General features: G+C 67.6%; 15 protein-coding genes and 3 tRNA genes. 8 read left to right on the top strand and 10 right to left on the bottom strand.

The window, feature by feature from the left end:
* Positions 1 to 3: 3 nt before the first annotated feature.
* The 4 genes from MEICH_RS30570 to MEICH_RS0108935 all read right to left on the bottom strand — a co-directional run bounded on the left by MEICH_RS30570 (position 4) and on the right by MEICH_RS0108935 (position 2,886).
* The gene (locus MEICH_RS30570; protein WP_027892324.1) at positions 4 to 1,389 is read right to left on the bottom strand and encodes an HD domain-containing phosphohydrolase; all 1,386 of its coding nucleotides are present in this window, start codon (positions 1,387 to 1,389) and stop codon (positions 4 to 6) included.
* Positions 1,390 to 1,828: 439 nt separating this feature from the next.
* Positions 1,829 to 2,671, bottom strand: a complete 843-nt coding sequence (locus MEICH_RS0108925) for a glycosyltransferase family 2 protein (protein WP_027892325.1) — start codon at positions 2,669 to 2,671, stop codon at positions 1,829 to 1,831.
* 49 nt (positions 2,672 to 2,720) lie between these two features.
* A tRNA-Val gene (locus MEICH_RS0108930) sits at positions 2,721 to 2,797 on the bottom strand.
* Between the two features lie 14 nt (positions 2,798 to 2,811).
* A tRNA-Cys gene (locus MEICH_RS0108935) sits at positions 2,812 to 2,886 on the bottom strand.
* Between the two features lie 181 nt (positions 2,887 to 3,067).
* Here MEICH_RS0108935 and MEICH_RS0108940 point away from each other — a divergent pair.
* From MEICH_RS0108940 to MEICH_RS0108950, 3 genes are read left to right on the top strand one after another with little or no spacing between them, the layout of a single operon-like run.
* On the top strand, positions 3,068 to 4,522 hold the full coding sequence (locus MEICH_RS0108940; protein WP_027892326.1) for a 2-phosphoglycerate kinase: 1,455 nt from the start codon (positions 3,068 to 3,070) through the stop codon (positions 4,520 to 4,522).
* Complete coding sequence (locus MEICH_RS0108945) at positions 4,519 to 5,529, top strand: S41 family peptidase (RefSeq protein WP_027892327.1); 1,011 nt, start codon at positions 4,519 to 4,521, stop codon at positions 5,527 to 5,529. The genes MEICH_RS0108940 and MEICH_RS0108945 overlap by 4 nt, the downstream gene beginning before the upstream one ends.
* 38 nt (positions 5,530 to 5,567) lie before the next feature.
* Positions 5,568 to 5,930, top strand: a complete 363-nt coding sequence (locus MEICH_RS0108950; protein ID WP_027892328.1) for a hypothetical protein — start codon at positions 5,568 to 5,570, stop codon at positions 5,928 to 5,930.
* On the opposite strand, the gene MEICH_RS0108955 is transcribed toward MEICH_RS0108950, so the two are convergent.
* From MEICH_RS0108955 to MEICH_RS0108975, 5 genes are all read right to left on the bottom strand, one after another.
* Complete coding sequence (locus MEICH_RS0108955) at positions 5,894 to 6,661, bottom strand: nitrilase-related carbon-nitrogen hydrolase (RefSeq protein ID WP_027892329.1); 768 nt, start codon at positions 6,659 to 6,661, stop codon at positions 5,894 to 5,896. The genes MEICH_RS0108950 and MEICH_RS0108955 overlap by 37 nt on opposite strands.
* On the bottom strand, positions 6,658 to 6,960 hold the full coding sequence (locus tag MEICH_RS0108960) for a hypothetical protein (protein WP_027892330.1): 303 nt from the start codon (positions 6,958 to 6,960) through the stop codon (positions 6,658 to 6,660). Before MEICH_RS0108960 ends, MEICH_RS0108955 begins: the two co-directional genes overlap by 4 nt.
* Positions 6,961 to 6,965: 5 nt before the next feature.
* On the bottom strand, positions 6,966 to 7,271 hold the full coding sequence (locus MEICH_RS0108965; RefSeq protein ID WP_027892331.1) for a hypothetical protein: 306 nt from the start codon (positions 7,269 to 7,271) through the stop codon (positions 6,966 to 6,968).
* Between the two features lie 186 nt (positions 7,272 to 7,457).
* On the bottom strand, positions 7,458 to 8,765 hold the full coding sequence (gene thrC / locus MEICH_RS0108970; protein WP_027892332.1) for a threonine synthase: 1,308 nt from the start codon (positions 8,763 to 8,765) through the stop codon (positions 7,458 to 7,460).
* Between the two features lie 16 nt (positions 8,766 to 8,781).
* Positions 8,782 to 9,795 carry a homoserine dehydrogenase gene (locus MEICH_RS0108975; RefSeq protein WP_027892333.1) on the bottom strand — a complete coding sequence of 338 codons (1,014 nt, stop codon included), beginning with the start codon at positions 9,793 to 9,795 and terminating at the stop codon, positions 8,782 to 8,784.
* A gap of 18 nt (positions 9,796 to 9,813) precedes the next feature.
* Between MEICH_RS0108975 and queG the strand changes: the two genes are divergently transcribed.
* Positions 9,814 to 10,926, top strand: coding sequence for a tRNA epoxyqueuosine(34) reductase QueG (queG, locus tag MEICH_RS24355; RefSeq protein ID WP_036218471.1), 1,113 nt, complete (start codon positions 9,814 to 9,816; stop codon positions 10,924 to 10,926).
* Between the two features lie 246 nt (positions 10,927 to 11,172).
* On the opposite strand, the gene MEICH_RS0108985 is transcribed toward queG, so the two are convergent.
* Positions 11,173 to 11,880, bottom strand: coding sequence for a metallophosphoesterase family protein (locus MEICH_RS0108985; RefSeq protein ID WP_027892334.1), 708 nt, complete (start codon positions 11,878 to 11,880; stop codon positions 11,173 to 11,175).
* A gap of 109 nt (positions 11,881 to 11,989) precedes the next feature.
* Here MEICH_RS0108985 and lnt point away from each other — a divergent pair, with 109 nt between their 5' ends.
* The 4 genes from lnt (at position 11,990) to MEICH_RS0109005 (ending at position 15,943) form a co-directional block, all read left to right on the top strand.
* Positions 11,990 to 13,324, top strand: coding sequence for an apolipoprotein N-acyltransferase (gene lnt, locus MEICH_RS0108990; RefSeq protein ID WP_036218472.1), 1,335 nt, complete (start codon positions 11,990 to 11,992; stop codon positions 13,322 to 13,324).
* A 31-nt stretch (positions 13,325 to 13,355) separates the two neighbouring features.
* Positions 13,356 to 13,441 (top strand) — tRNA-Leu (locus tag MEICH_RS0108995).
* 74 nt (positions 13,442 to 13,515) lie between these two features.
* Positions 13,516 to 13,746, top strand: a complete 231-nt coding sequence (gene secG, locus MEICH_RS0109000; RefSeq protein WP_027892336.1) for a preprotein translocase subunit SecG — start codon at positions 13,516 to 13,518, stop codon at positions 13,744 to 13,746.
* A gap of 469 nt (positions 13,747 to 14,215) precedes the next feature.
* Positions 14,216 to 15,943 (top strand): ABC transporter substrate-binding protein, encoded by a 1,728-nt coding sequence (locus MEICH_RS0109005; RefSeq protein WP_027892337.1) that lies wholly within the window; start codon positions 14,216 to 14,218, stop codon positions 15,941 to 15,943.
* Positions 15,944 to 15,980 lie beyond the last annotated feature (37 nt).

Raw genomic sequence — 15,980 nt, forward strand, 5'->3', positions numbered from 1 at the left:
CCTTCAGCTCGACTTTGGCGAAGTCGCCGGGGCGGACTCGGAGCGCGAGGGCAAGGGCAAGTCCAACGAGGGCACTGGCGAGGTATAGCTGCGTAGGAAAACCTCCCGGTCCTTCCAGATGGGGTCCTGCAACCAGATCCCCTTAAAGAGCTTAACCAGTTCCGGGTCGAACTGGTCCCCGGCGAGGTCCTCGAGCTCCTGCATCGCCCGCTGGGGCGACTTGGGGGGCGAGTAAGAACGCCCCGCCGTCATGGCCTCGTAGGCGTCCGCGATGCAGACGATACGCGCCCACAGTGGAATGGCGTCCCCTGCCCGGCCCTCGGGATACCCCCGCCCGTCCCAGCGCTCGTGGTGGTAGAGCACGATCGGCAGGACCTCCTTGAAGTAGCGGGCCGCCGGCTTGAGGATCTCGGCGCCGCGGGTGGTGTGGCTCTTAATCAGCTCGAACTCCTGGCTGGTCAGCCGGATCGGCTTGAGCAGCACGTCGTCGGGGATGCCCACCTTGCCGATGTCGTGGATGCGCGCGCCATAGGCGATCTTGCGCCGATCGGCTTCATCGAGGCCTTTGGCTCGAGCCAGGTCCGTTGCGATCGCCGCGACCCGCTCAGAGTGGAGCCGTGTAAAAGTATCCTTCGCGTCGAGCGCTTGAACGAGGGTGTCGATGGTGGCGTTGAAAGAGTCCTCGAGTTTGACTTTCTCGTCCCAGTAGAAGCGGGAGAAGTAGAGCAGCAGCATAAAAACAAGTACGGTGTATCCACCCCAATCCCCTACGAGCGGAGTTCTATATGCACTCGCCAAAAACAAAGCTACGGGAGCAGTGATCAGGTAGCTATAGGAGAGCCAGCTAAAGTTGTCATGCCAAATCTTTATAACCGGTACCTTTGACGCAAGGTGAATTACAGCTACTACTAGCCCAACATTGACGACGAAGTAGACGATAGATGCGAGAGCTATCCCAGCAAGAGCGGTAACATCAACAGATGCAACCTTTAGTGAGAAGGTTGAGTTGACGAAGAACCAGGTGAAGCTTGCCGCGCTTGCCGCAAGCCCTGTTTGGACACGGTTGAAAAGATCCTTATACCAAGGGTATGTGTGGTTGAGTTGCTCATACCGGAAGATAACCAGCAACGTCGGAGCTACCCACGGCGGGAAAAGTATAGCGGTGGCTAGAGCGACGACGTAGGAGTGTGAGATCCCGGCTTCAAAGGGAAGTTTGACGCCTACTCGCGTAGCAGCTACAAGAAGCAAGCCCCAGAAGAAGATGTCAAAGGCTGAAACATTGCCTACCTGAGATATGCGGGATAACAAGAGTACGGTTAGCAGCAGTAGTGCCGTCAAACCAAAGATATAGATAAGTACTGGCTTAGGCGGCAACGAAGCTTTAGACATTGCTCAAGTACTTTAACAGATACTTAAAATAAAGTCAGGTGCAAGTTTCACAACTTGCACCTGACTACTCCACTTACTTCTCTTGCTTTTACCGCCACTCAGCGCTAGCACCGGCAGCAAGGCCGAGGGCTACGAGGCTGGAAAGCAGAGCGAAAACTTTGTAGGCGAGCTTTTTCATGGTGATCCTCCCCAAGGAACCTAGAACCATTCCGTTCCTGTTCTCTTGAGAGAATCATAAGAAGATCAAGACGCCCGGTCAAGATATATACCGAGTCTATAAACCGTGCCAAAACGGCGTTCTGGACACGCTTCTTGTCGCCTGGGTAATAAAAGACACCCAGACCGTAACTTACAGCCAGCGGGTCGGGTGTGACATTTGAACATCGAGGAGTATAGGGGGGCACTACACTCGCAATGAGGACCCACTGCCCCGTAAACGTTACGGGTGTATCTTACTGCTTTCTTCCAACAAAAAGGAAGAGGGCAGGCCTTTTTGTTGTCCCAGACGTCTTAAAAGCAGGCTATAGGCTGCCTTGTGCTTGGGGTTGGGGTCAAGTAACACCCTTAACCGGGCCTCGAGCCACACCGCCTTACGGTGCAGGCCGTGCAGCCAGGGGTAGTGGGTCTGGCTCACGATCAGCCCGCCACGGTAGCCTTCGGCGATGAAGCGGGGGTCGTTGGGCGTGGAGGCCCCGCCCAGGTGCAGGACTTTGCGGGGTACCAGGAGCACCTCGAGGCCCTTGCGGCGGGCGCGGATGCCCCACTCGAGGTCCTCGTTGTAGAAGAACAAGCGCTCGTCCATGCCGCCGAGTTCGGGCAGGAGGTCACGCTTTAAGAGGATCAGGGCCCCGGAGATCCAGCTCACCGCTCGAGGTGCCCGGAGGTTGAGGTAGTAAGGGGCGTAGAGCGGGCCGAAGGATTGGGGCCGGCCGTGCGGCGTCATCAGGACGGGGCCGGCCATCACGGCTTTGGGGCGGTCGTCCAGGGCCGCTCTCAGGGCCTCGAGGTCGCCCGCCTCGAGGTACACGTCGCTGTTCATGACCGCGACGTGGCGGCCCGTCGCCGCCTCGAGCCCGCGGTTGACGGCGTAGGCGTAGCCCCGGTTGGCGACGCTCAGCGTCTCGACGGCGGGCAGATTCCGGGCGAACTCGAGGCTGCCGTCCGCCGAGGCCGCGTCGACGACGATCAGTTGGGCGTGCGGGTAGTGACGCTGCAGGCGCTCGAGGCACTCGGGCAGCACGCGGAGGGAGTTGTGCGAGATCACGACGACCGAGAGTTCCACCGGACCCAGCTTAACGAAAGAGCGGGCCGGAAATTTCCGGCCCGCTTCCTGGTGGGCGCGATTGGACTCGAACCAACGACCCCTACCGTGTCAAGGTAGTGCTCTAGCCATCTGAGCTACGCGCCCGTGCATCCCTGCTTTGGAGGCGCCGGCCGGATTCGAACCGGCGAATCGAGGTTTTGCAGACCTCTGCCTTACCACTTGGCTACGGCGCCTTGTCGTGCCCAAGTTCGTCCCCGGCTCGGCCTGCCTCGGGGACCGGCATCCGATACCCTAGCACAGGGATTCGAGGGTGTCAACGAAAAGGCTCGGGGTTGAGGCCAAGGAGCGCCGGACGGGGCACAAAAGCCGTCAGACTCCACCTTCCTCATGAGTAAGCCGCCGTATACTGCAACCGTGCGCGAGCTTTTCGTCAAGACCCCGAGGGGGTATCGCTGGCCTTTTTCCAAGGGGTTGCTGACGGAGACCCTGATGAACGCCGGCATGGGCATGGAGGCCGCCATGTCGGTGTCCCACACCGTGGAGGAACGGCTCAAGGCCCGCAAGAAATCCGAGATCTCCGCCGCGGCGCTCAAGCGGCTGGTGGTGAGCGAGGTCGAGCGGGCCTTCGGGGCCGACCTGGCCGCCAAATTGCGCAAGCAGACCCACACCTTCGAGGACATCCTGGTCAAGGAGGGCTACCGGCGGCGGCCCTTCTCCAAGGGGGTGCTGGCGCGCAGCCTCGAGGACGCCGGCTTCGCGCTCAAGGAGGCCTACGCCCTGGCGAAGGCGCTCGAGACCGACATGCGCCAGGAAGGCCTCACCGAGATCACGGCGGAGGAGCTCGAGCGCCGGGTGGTGCGCGAGGTGGAGCGCCGCTACGGCCGCTCGGCCCGCAAGCGCTACGTCGGGCGGCACAACCTGGCGGGGGAGCTGTTCGTCGAGGAGGCAGAGGGGGAGCCGCGGGTGCCCTTCTCCAAGGGGGTCGTGGCCCAGTCGATGATGGAGGCGGGCCTGGCCCCGGACGCGGCGTACCGCCTGGCCCGCATCCTGGAGGGCCGGCTGCGCGAGGAAGGCGACAGCATCGTCAGCCGCTCGAGGCTGCGCGAGATGGTGATGCTCCTGCTCACCGACGAGGCGGGCGAGGACATCGCCCTGCGCTACCAGACCCTGCGCTCGATCAAGCGCACGGTGCGCCCGATCCACCTGCTGATCGGCGGCGTGACCGGCACGGGCAAGAGCATGCTGGCCTCGGCCCTGAGCTACCGGCTGGGCATCACCCGGCTGATCTCCACCGACACCATCCGCGAGATCCTGCGGGCCACCGTGCCCGCCGACTTAGTGCCCACGCTGCACACCAGCAGCTTCGACGCCTGGACCGCCCTGGCTCTGCCCAAGCAGGCCCAGCCCGACGACTCGCTGATCCTGCAGGGCTTCCGCGACCAGGTGGCGCGGGTGGCGGTGGGGCTGCGGGCCATCCAGGAGCGCGGGGCCCAGGAGCGCACCTCGCTGGTGGTGGAGGGCGTGCACGTGGTGCCGGGCTACCTCTCCCACCCCTGGCAGAGCGAGGTGATCCAGATCCCGCTGATGCTGGTGGTCAACGACGAGACCATCCACCGCGACCGCTTCACCCTGCGCGAGAAGGAGACCCAAGGCAAGCGCCCGCGCACCGACTACCTGCGGCACTTCGACGAGATCCGCATGATCCAGAACCACCTCGTCGAGCTCGCGAGCAGCGCGCGCATCCCGGTGATCCCGGGCGAGGACCTGGACCAGGCCATCGAGAAGTGCCTCGAGGTCATCGTCCAGCGGATGCAGGAGGCCTACCGCCAGACCCTCCCCGAGGTGCGGGGCAGGGGAGGGGCCGCTTGAGGGGCGCGACGCTTCGCTGGCTGGCCCTGGGCCTTCTCCTGGGGAGTGCCCTCGCCCAGCCCGACGGCTACGCGCTGCGCCTGGAGCAGGCCTGGCGGCTGGTCCAGGAGCGCTACTGGGACAGCGCCTACAACGGCGTGGACTGGGGGGCGGTGGGGGCGAAGTACCGCGCCCGGCTTCCCGAGGTGCAGAGCTGGGGCGAGCTCTATGGGCTCATCACCGCCATGTACGACGAGCTCGACGACCAGCACACCCGCTTCCTGAGCCCCGAGGAGGCCCGGTACTACCTCGAGGGGATGCAGTGCTACCCCCTGCCCTTCAAGGAAGGGGAGGTGACGGCTCGAGGGCCCTCGAGCCCCTCCGCCCCTCAGGCCCCGCCCGCCCCTAAGCCCGCCCCGCGCGAAAAACCCCGGCCTTCCCCGGAGAAACCGGCCTTCCCGCCCTCGAGCGTGGAGTTCAAGGACCGCGTCGTGGTGTTCCGGCTGAGCGACCTGGTCGACGGCAGCGGCGTGCAACTGCTGCGCCGGGCCATCGAGCGCTACGACGCGCAGGCCATCGGCTACGTGCTCGACCTGCGGGGCAACCCCGGCGGCCTGGCCGTCCGCATGGCCGAGGTCGCGGGCTACTTCATGCGGGGGGTGCCCTGGCGCATGGTGACCAAGGGCCTGGGCGTGGCCCCCCTGCCCACCACGCCGCTCTTCGGCCAGCCCCTCACCCAGAAGCCGCTGGTGGTCCTGATCGACGGGGAAGTGAACTCGGCGGCCGAAGGGCTGGCCGGGGCGCTCAAGAACGCCAGGCGGGCCTACCTCATCGGCACGCGCACCGCCGGCAACACCGAGCTGCTGCTGCCCTACTGCTTCCCCGACGGGGCGGTGGCGCTGGTGGCCTCGGGGGTGTTGGCCCCCTTCAACGGCCCGACCTGGGAGGGGCGGGGGGTGGAGCCCGACCAGGTGGTCGAGAAGGACCCGCTGGCGGCCGCGCTCGAGTACCTCAAGCGCCTGCGCTGATTGCCAAAGCCCGGAGGCTGCCGTAGGCTCGGTTCGGCATGATCGCGGTCGAGGATTTCTTCGTGGCATTGGCGCTGGGGGGTCTGGGATTCGCCGCGGCGCGCTTCACGCGGCTTGGTTGGGGCGTGGCCGGGGTCTGGCTCAACCTGCTGTGGTTCATCTACCAGACCTCCTTCGGTTCGGGCTGGGTGAGCTACCACCACGGGCTGGGGGTGGCCTTCGTGCTGGCCGCGGGGTGGGGGCAGTACGGGCTGGCCTGGGCCCTGGCGCCCTGGCCCCTGCTGATCTACCTGCGCCTCGAGCTCGGCACCTACTGGACCTACCTCCCCAACATGGCCGAGGGGATGCTGCTGGGCGCGGCGGCCTACTTGCTCACGGGCTGGGCGAAGAGGTCGCCGTAGAGGTCGCGGCGGCGCTCGGATAGCACCGGGAACTGCTGGCGCAGGCGCTTGGGCAGGGCAGGGTCGAGCTCGACCACCAGCAAGCCCTCGGCCTCGAGCCGCCCCAGCACCTCGCCCAGCGGGCCCACCGCCAGGCTGGGGGCCCCGAAGGGGGGCTCGGCATGGTTGACGGCCAGCAGGTAGGCCTGGTTCTCAGCGGCCCGCGCGCGGGCCAGCAGCTCCCAGGCCGCCGCCCGCTCGGCGGGCCAGGCCGAGGGCACCAGGAAGAGGTCGGCGCCCTGCACGGCGTAGCCCCGGTACAGCTCGGGGAAGCGCAGGTCGAAGCAGATGCTCAGCCCGGCGGTGAAGCCGCCGAGCTCGAGCGCCACCGGCCTTTCGCCTGGGACCATGGTGCGGGGCTCGTCGAAGGCGGGGATCAGGTGCAGCTTGGTGTAGACCGCGCGCTCGCCCTCGGGCGCCAGCACCCGCAGGCGGTTGGCGTGGCGCTCGCCGGCGGCCTCGAGCACCCCGCAGGCTACGGTCATCCCGCTGTCGCGGGCGAAGTCCTGGAGCCGGGCCAGCACCTCCGGGGTCTGGGCGGCGTCCGGGTAGCGGTAGCCGGAGGAAAACAGCTCGGGCAGCAGGGCCAGCTCGGCACCTTGGGCGTGGGCCTGCTCGAGCCAGCCCAAAGCGGCCTCGAGGGTGGCCTCGGGGGTTTCACGGGTCGCCAGGTGCACCAGTGCGGTCTTCACGGCACGCTCCTTTGCCTCAGGTAGAGCAGGTAGGGCAGGGCCAGCCCCAGCGCCAGCCCGCCCGCGTAGCCCAGGAAATGCCCCACGAAGAGCTGGGTGAAGGCGAGCACCCCGCCCACCCAGGCGTACAGCGGCAGCACGAAGGGCCGCTGCCCCTGCGGGTACTGCAGGATGGCCGCGCCCAGCATCACGCCCAGCCCCAGCCCGACGAGCGGGGGGCTGGAGCGCAGCAGGTAGCCCACGGCGAAGGCCGCCACGCCCAGCAGGGAGAGGGCTTGCGCGAAGCGGTGGGGCGACATAGGCCTTACGACTTGATGAACAGCTTGACCACCACTTGCGAGATCACCAGCGCGACCCCGCCCCACGCGATCTGGGGCTCGCTCCCCGCGAAGCCCATCAGCGCGCAGAACACCCCGGCGGCCAGGAACCACGTCGCGTACTTGGGGTTGACCGTGAGGCCCAGCCCCAGCGCCACCAGAAAGCCCGAAGCAGCCGGGGAGAGGGTGCTGCCCACCAGCACCACGCCGATCAGCAGCCCCAGCGTGATCACGAGGCCCACGAGATAGGCCCCGGGAAAGGGTTCTTTGTTAACTCTCTCCTTCGACTCCATGCCCCGTAGTCTACGCGATCCGGGTGAAGGGGGTGTGGGGAACGGGTGGCTCGTGGCTCGTAGGAACCCCTTCCCGTCGGCATCAAGGTCGAGGGCCAAGGCGTCTTGCGTTTGGCGTTTGGCGTACGACGCAGGACGTACGACCCACGCCCGGCGCCCGGCTATCGGCGTTCAGCATTCCGCATCTCAACCCAGCAGCACCTGCCTGAGCGCTTGCAACGAGGGCTCGACGGTGGTCACCTGGGTCTCCCGCTGCCAGAGGGCCTCGAGCGCCCCGTCCTTGGGCGCCGGGATGCCCAGGGCGCTGGACACGGCCTCGGGGAACTTGGCGGGGTGGGCGCAGGCCAGGGTGACGAGGGGGGTGCGGTCGCCGGTCTCGGCGCGGTAGCGGGCCTGGGCCTCGAGGCCCACCGAGGTGTGGGGGCAGGCCAGGTAGCCGTAGGCCCGGTGGGTCTCGCGCATGCGCTCGAGGGTCGCCTCGTCCGAGACGGTGGTGCCCCAGAACCACGCCCGCATGCGCTCGGGGCCGAGCAGGTGCAGCAGGCGCTCGAAGTTGCTGGGCGAGCCCACGTCCATGGCGTTGGAGACGGTGGCGATGGTGGGGTGGAACCCGTAGGCCTCGGCCTTGCCCGCCAGGAAGTCGGGGAAGAAGTGGTTGGCGTTGTGGGCGGCGAGGAAGCGCTGCACGGGCTGGCCCATCAGAGCGGCAAAAACCCCGCCGGTGAGGTTGCCCAGGTTGCCGCTGGGGACGCAGAAGTTCAGGCGCTGTGGGCTCAGGCCGTGCTCGGCGGCGAGCTGCTGAGCGGCCCAGAGGTAGTACAGCGCCTGCGGCAGCAGCCGCCCGATGTTGATGGAGTTGGCGCTGCTGAGGGGCAGGTGGGCCAGTTCGGGGTCTACGAAGGCCTCCTTGACCATGCGCTGGCAGTCGTCGAAGCTGCCCCGCACCGCCAGCGCCCGCACCCCGGGCCGCCGCACGATGAGCTGGCGCTCCTGCACGTCGCTGACCTTGCCCAGCGGGTAGAGCAGCACCACCTCGATGTTGTCCTGGCCGGCGAAGCCGTCGGCCACGGCGCTGCCGGTGTCGCCGGAGGTGGCGACCAGGATCACGCGGCGCTCGCCGCGCCGGCGCAGGAAGTGCTGCATCAGGCGGGCCATGGTGCGGGCCCCGAAGTCCTTGAAGGAGCGGGTGGGTCCGTGGAAGAGCTCGAGCACGAACAGGTCGTCGCCCAGGCGCACCAGGGGGCAGGGGAAGTCGAGGGCGTCGTGCAGGATGGCCTCGAGCTCGGCCAGCGGGATCTCGGGCTCGAGCCAGTGGCGCAGGACGCTGACGGCGAGCTCGGGGAGGGAGCGCGCGCTCAGCCAGTTGGCGGAGTCAACGGTCGGAACCCTGTCGGGCACGTAGAGCCCGCCGTCCGGGGCCAGGCCCTTGAGCAGGGCGTCCTCGAAGCTCAGCGGGGCTCGGTGGGGGTCGCGGGTGCTGTAGTACTGAATCATCGTGCTCCTGAGCGGCTCAAACTTCTTCCAGCGCCTCGACCTGAACCTCGGGGACGGGGAGCGGGGCCGGGATGGGCAGGTGGCCGGGCTGGCCCGCGACCAGGCGGTAGAGGTCGCCCAGCACCGCGCTGGCGGTGACGTGGCCGCCCGCCCCCGCGCCGGAGAACACCAGCTCGCCCACCTCCTGGGTGCGGCAGACCAGCGCGTTGCGGGCGCTGCCCATCAGGGCCAGGGGGTGGCTGGCGGGCAGGCGCACCGGGCGCACCTTGCCCACCCAGCGCCCGTCCTGGGGGAAGAGGCTGCCGACGAGCCGGATCACCTGGCCGCCGGCGTGGGCCTCGCCAAGCAGTTCGGGGGTGAGCGTTTCGATGCCGCGGGTGTTGGCCCGTACGCCTTCCCAGGCGAGGCCGGGGTCCACGGTGAGCCTCGAGAGCACCGTGAGCTTGTGGGCCGCGTCGAAGCCGCCCACGTCGAGGGTGGGGTCGGCCTCGGCGTAGCCCTTGTCCTGGGCCTCCTTGAGGGCCTGGGCGTAGGGGACGCCCGCCTCGAGCCGGTTCAGGATGTAGTTGCAGGTGCCGTTGAGGATGGCGTGCAGCTCGAGCAGGCGGTTGCCCCACAGGCTTTGCAGTGCCCCGATCACCGGGGTGCCGGCCATCACGCTGGCCTCGTAGTACAGCAGCCCGTCCTCGGCGTAGCCCCTCAGTTCGCCCCAGCGCTCGGCCAGCAGGGCCTTGTTGGCTGTGATCACCGGGGTGTCGGCCTCGAGCGCCCGCAGCACCAGGTCCCCGGCCAGCTCGGTGCCCCCCATCACCTCGACCAGCACGTCGGCCTCGGCCAGGGCGCCGGGGTCGGTGGTGAGGAGGTGGCCGGGGATGCCGGGCCGGGGCTTGCCCGCGTCGCGCACCAGCACCGAGACCAGCTCGGCGCGGTAGCCGAAGGCCTCGAGCCGCGCCCGGTGGGCCTCGAGCAGCTCCACCAGGGAAGAGCCCACGGTCCCGGCACCCAAAAGGGCAATGCGTACCGTCTCCATGCGTGGGATTATATCGGGGTGGATGGCCGGGAGGTCCTGGAGGGCTACGCGCGGGAGCAGGGCTTCCTGACCGCCTGGGCCCCCCTCGAGCTGCCCCAACCCGTCCGGCAGCGCTACCGCGACTGGGTCGGGCAAGGAGCCCACGCCGGGATGGGCTACCTCGAGCAGCGGCTGGAGGAGCGGCTCGAGCCCGCGCGCCACTTCCCCTGGGTCCGCAGCGTGCTGGTGCTGGCCGCGCCCCACGCCTACCCCGACCCCGGCGTGCCCGCGGGTGGCTTGCGGGCGGGCCGGGTGGCCCGCTACGCCTGGGTGCGCGACTACCACGGCCTGCTCGAGCCCCACCTGGCCGCCCTGGAGGAGCTGGCCCGGCGGGCGGGGGTGCAGGCCAAGGGGTACGTGGACCACGGGCCGCTGTCCGAGCGCAGCTACGCCGCGCTAGGCGGGCTGGGCTGGATCGGCAAGAACGGCATGTGGATGCGAATGGGGGAGGGCAGCTACCTCACCCTGGCCGTGCTGCTCACCGGCCTCGAGGCCGCCCCTTTGCCGCTTCACCCCAACCGCTGCGGCCGCTGCGCCCGCTGCTTCACCGCCTGCCCCACCCAGGCCCTCCCCGGCGACGGCACCCTCGACGCCCGCCGCTGCATCAGCTACTGGACCATCGAGCACCGCGGCCTCATCCCCCAGGACTTGTGGCCCGGCATCGGCGACTGGCTGCTCGGCTGCGACGTCTGCCAGGAGGTGTGCCCCTGGAACCGCAAGGCCGCCGCCTTCTGGCAGGGCTTCACGCCCGACCCCGAGCTGGCCCACCCCGACCTTTGGGCCTTCCTCACCCTCTCCGGACGCGCCTTCGCCCGCCGCTTCGAGGGCACCGTCTTCACCCGCCCCGGCCGCACCGCCCTCGCCCGCAACGCCCTGATCGTCCTCTCCAACACCGGCGACGACGCCCACCTGCCCTACTTCCGCCGCGCCTTGCAGGACATAAACCCGGCAGTGCGGGCCACGGCCGCGGCAGGCCTGGTGCGCCTGGGGAAGGCAGGGGAAGCCGAAGCCGCGTTGGGCGACCCCGACCCGGAGGTGGCTCGCTACGTGCAGGAGGCGTTGGAAAAGGTGCCGATAGCTGATGGCCGATAGCTGATAGCCAAACGCAAAACGCAAAACGCCAAACGCCAAACGCCAAACGCAAGACGCAAAACGCCAAACGCAAAACGCGGGTCGTACGTCCTACGGCGTACGCAAAAAGCCAAACGCAAGACGCAAGACGCCTTGGCCCCCGGCCCTCGACGCCGGCGGGCAGGGACGGGGTGGGGTCAACCATGGGCCACTAGCCTCCCGCCGATGGCTGAAAGCTAACGGCTGATGGCTGACGGCTAACTACCCTCATCCCGGATACCGCCCCAGCCGGATCACCTCCGCCACGATGGGGGGCAGTTCCCAGGCGGTGAGGTCGAAGATGACCTGGCCGAAGTCGTAGGGCACTTTGAGGAAGCGGATGTTGAGCTTGCCCTCGAGGTCTTCCTCCAGGATCAGCACGTCGGCGCCCGGTTCGCCGCCCAGGGTCAGGCCCACCGAGCCGGGGTCGATGAGCAGCCCGTCGCCCACGCGGCGGTAGAAGGGGATGTGCCGGCCGGCGAACACGCCCCAGCGGGTGCGGAGCTTGGTGAACATCTCCTGGATCTCGCGGACGTTGGCCTCGGTGTCCAGTTTGGCCTCGGGGTCGTCGGGGAGGCCGTGCAGCGCGGTGAGACGGCCGCCGATGAGCTCGATGCGCTGACGGGGGCGCAGGCCGCGCAGGAATTGGAGCTCGCGCTTGCTGAGCTGTTCGCTGGTCCAGGCCAGGATCGAGTCGGCCACGCCTTCGCGCTGCAGGCCCATCATGGCGAAGGCCACCTTGAGGTCGGCGGCACCCGGCACGCAGGGGATGCCCTCCTTGTCCAGGCGCCGCAAAACCTGACGGGGGTGGGGCCCATAGCCCACCAGATCGCCCACTGCCCAGACCTGGTCCACGCTTTCGTGGCGGGCGGCCTGCAGGGCGGCCTCGAGCGCGGGCAAGTTGGCGTGTATCTCGGCGAGGATTGCCAGACGCATCGAGGACCATTCTTTCACGGATCGCCGCTTTAGGCACGGTCATTAACGGGGCCGTGGCAGCCGGTTAATGCCACGTAACTCATCGGGAAGGGCCGGTATACTTCGAACCGTGCGTTTTGTCGTGGCTGGGCTGGTCCTGGCCTTCACCCTCCCTCCCTTTCCCCTGGGCTTCCTGGCCCCCCTGCCCCTGGCCTACTTCCTGTTCCAGGGCGGTTTCCGGGTGGGCTTTCTGGCGGGCCTGGGCTTCTGGGCGCTGCACCTGATCTGGCTCCCGCAGAGCTTCACCCTCAACTTCGGGCCCTGGGGCGCGGTGCCCTTCATCCCTTTGATCCTGGCTAAGGCGGCGCTGTGGGGGCTGCTGTTCGGCCTTACCGTACGGCGGCCGCTGGCCCGCGTCGGCGGCTGGCTGCTGCTGGACTACTGGACCACCCTCACCGAGGTCAAGTTCCCCTGGGGCTTCTTGGGCTACAGCATGATCGACGCGCCGGGGCGGGTGCTGGCGACGCTGGGCGGGGTGTTCCTGCTCACCCTGATCGTGCTCCTGATGGCCTGGGCCGTCGCGCGCAAGCAGTACTGGGCGCTGGCGGCCTGGGCCTTTTTCTGGGTCATGCCCCTACCCTCCGAGGCCCCGCAGCACCAGGCGCTCCTGGTGCAGGGCAACGTGGACCCCCTGCGCAAGCGCATGGGCCTGCCCGACGACGAGCTCTACCTGCGCCTGACCCGCGACGGCCTCGCCGAGCACCCCCAAGCCCGGCTGGTGGTGTGGCCCGAGACCGCCGTGTACCGTTTCCCGGAGGAGCTCGAGGGGGTCATGGGCTCGAGGGAACTGGTCACGGGCTTCAGCAACGGCCCCTCCAACGAGACGCGGCTGTGGCGGGAGGGGGAGGTGCTGGCGACCCACGTCAAGACCCGCCTCACGCCCTTCGGCGAGACCTACCCCTGGCGCAGGGCGCTGAGCGGGGTCTACACCTTCTTCTTCGAGGCCTTCTTCGGGCCCGGCAGCAGCTTCGGCGACCGCGAGCCGGGCGGGCGGCCGGTGGCGCTCGAGCGCTACGGCGCCTACATCTGCTACGAGTCGGTCTTCCCCGCCGTCACCCGCGACCTGGTGCGCCAGGGCGCCCAGGTGCTGGTGCTGGGCACCAACGACGCCTGGTTCGGCCCCAGCTTCGGCGCCGAGCAGCACTTCCAGATGGGCCGCATGCGGGCCGTGGAGACCGGGCGCTGGCTGCTGCGCGTGGGCAACGACGGCGTGACCGCCTCGGTCGACCCCTGGGGCCGGGTGGTCAACCGAATGAAGCAGCACGTCGAGGGGGTCATGCTCGCCCCTTACGCGCTGCGCGAGGGGCAGACGCCGTACGTGCGCTTGGGGGACTGGGTCGTGGCCCTGGGCGCGCTTCTGCTGGCTTTCGGCTTGCGAACGGGGCCGAGAATGCGTATGATTTGAAGTCGCCGGGCCGGTAGGCCCCGGCCACAATGCCGGGATGGCGGAATCGGTAGACGCACTCGACTCAAAATCGAGCGGTTAACAGCCATGGGGGTTCGAGTCCCCCTCCCGGCACCAGAATAAGCATCTGTGCTTGCTGGGCGGGTCAGACCGGGGGCTGAGGGCCTGACCCTGGAAATACGGAGGAAGCTGTGGAAATCCTGCACACCCTGTTCGTGATCGGCTACGTCCTGATAGCCGCCTTTCTGGTCTACCTGGTGCTCAACCAAGAGCCCAAGAGCGGCGGGGCCGGCGACCTGCTGGGCGGCAGCAGTGACCTCTTCAGCGCCCGGGGCGTCACCGGCGGCCTCTACCGCCTGACCGTGGTCCTGGGCGTGGTCTTCGTGGTGAGCGCGCTCATCCTGGGCATCTGGCGGATCTGACCGGAACTGGCGCCGGGCGGGGGCGGCATGGCACCCCGCCCGGCGCTTTTCCAGCATCTCGGGCAGGGGCCGCGAAACCCTCCGGCGAGGCTGGATCGCCCCAGCGAAGCCGCACCCACAACCCCGCCCGGCCGGGCCTGGCACCGCCGCAGCGGCGGAGGACGGCGAGCCATAGCCGCGTGAGCGCGTCGTTTTCTGGAAAATACCCTAAAATTCCATAGACACGTCTGCTTAACCAGGATGGCCGGTTATGTACGCCGACCGGCCATTGGCGGGGAGCCATTAAGGCTTAATCCTCCACCGTTCGGTGGATAAAACGCTCATCCTGCCCACTGAGCTTGTCACCGCCGTGTCTTGACATATAAGGGTCCGATCTATAGCGTTGAACCAAGTCCAATCCCTAGTGCCTTACTCAGAGATGTGAGCTACAGGTGCTCGGGCTATTTGGATTGTCGTTCTGGAGGCTCAGATGAAGAAAATCCTGGCTCTAAGCATGCTGGCTTTGGCAGGGCTGGCCGTGGCCCAGCCCAAGGTGTTCAAGGGGGTGGAAGCGGGCAAGGCGGGCGGTAACTACCGCATCTCCGCCATCTCCGACCCCCGCACCTTCAACCCCTTCGTGGCCCGCGAGACTTCCTCCACCAACGTCATCGCGCTCTTCCTGCCGACCCTCACGGGCTACGACCCCTACGGCCTGAAGCCTGAGGGGCTGCTCGCCCAGTCGTGGGAGCTTCGCAACAACGGCCTCTCCGTGATCTTCAAGCTGCGCCAGGGCGCGAAGTGGTCGGACGGGCAGACCATCGACGCCGACGACGTGATCTTCAGCGCCACCGCCCACGCCGACCCCAAGGTCAACTCCAACTCCCGCAGCTCCTTCGTCATCGACGGCCAGCCGGTGAAGTGGACCAAGGTCGACCAGTACACCGTGCGCGCCGACTTCCCCAAGCCCTACGCCCCGGCGCTGATCCAGGGGTGGTACATCGCGCCCGAGCACATCTTCGGCGAGGCCTACAAGGCCGGCAAGATCGCCGAGCTGTGGACCCTCGAGACCCCGGTGAACCGCATCGTCTCGGGCGGCCCCTTCATGCTGGAGTCCTACGCCAAGGGCGAGCGCGTGGTGCTCAAGCGCAACCCCAACTACTGGGGCGTGGACGACAAGAACAACGCCGTCGCCTACCTCGAGCGCTACACCTTCATCACCGTGCCCGACCTCAATGCCTCGCTGGCTAAGTTCCTCGCGGGCGAGACCGACGCCTACAACGCCTCCAACGCCGACCAGGTGGCCCAGATCCTCGAGCGCGTTCGCTCGGGCGGCCTGAAGGGCGAGGTGTTCCCCAACGCCGACGTGACCACCGGCACCGAGTTCATCGTCTTCAACTGGAACAACAAAGACCCCAACAAGGCCAAGCTGTTCCGCTCGGTGAAGTTCCGCCGCGCCATGGCCCACCTGGTGGACAAGAAGTCCATGATCGAAGTGGCCCTGGGCGGCCTGGGCCAGCCCATGTGGAGCCCCATTTCCATCCCGGTCAAGCAGTTCTTCACCGACGACGTGATCAAGTACGAGTTCAGCCCCCAGAAGGCTGCCGCCCTGCTGGCCGAGCTCGGCTTCCGCAAGAAGAACGCCCAGGGCTTCCTGGTGGATGCCTCGGGTAAGGTGCTCGAGTTCAACTTCGTCACCAACCAGGGCAACAACACCCGCGAGAAGATCGCCCAGATCTTCGCCGAGGACGCCAAGAAGGCCGGCGTCAAGGTCAACTACCGTCCCGTCGACTTCAACGAGCTCGTGCGCCAGCTCACCCAGCCCGCCGCCGACGGCACCCGCGACTTCGACGCCATCCTCATCGGCCTGACCGGCAGCATCGAGCCCGCCTTCAGCCGCAACACCTGGCAGCTCAACGGCTCGCTGCACGCCTGGAACCTGGGCGTCGGCGGCCAGGCTCCCAAGCAGGTCGAGTCCTTCGAGGTGCTCATCGACAAGCTGATGACCCAGGGCGCGACCACCCTCGACCCGGCCAAGCGCCGCGAGATCTACGTGCAGTTCCAGAAGGTCGTGGCCGAGAACCTGCCCTTCATCTACACCGTAGCCCCGGCGTACAACCCTGCCCGCAACGCCCGGTTGGGCGGCCTGTTCCCCAAGGCGCAGCTCAACTCCATCGTGGGCCAGTTCCCCTACATCGAGACGGTCTTTACCAAGGAGTAACCCTCCTTGGGCATAGGGGGGCGGCATATGCCGCCCC

The organism is Calidithermus chliarophilus DSM 9957, from assembly GCF_000430045.1.
GTDB classification, from domain to species: Bacteria; Deinococcota; Deinococci; order Deinococcales; family Thermaceae; genus Calidithermus; species Calidithermus chliarophilus.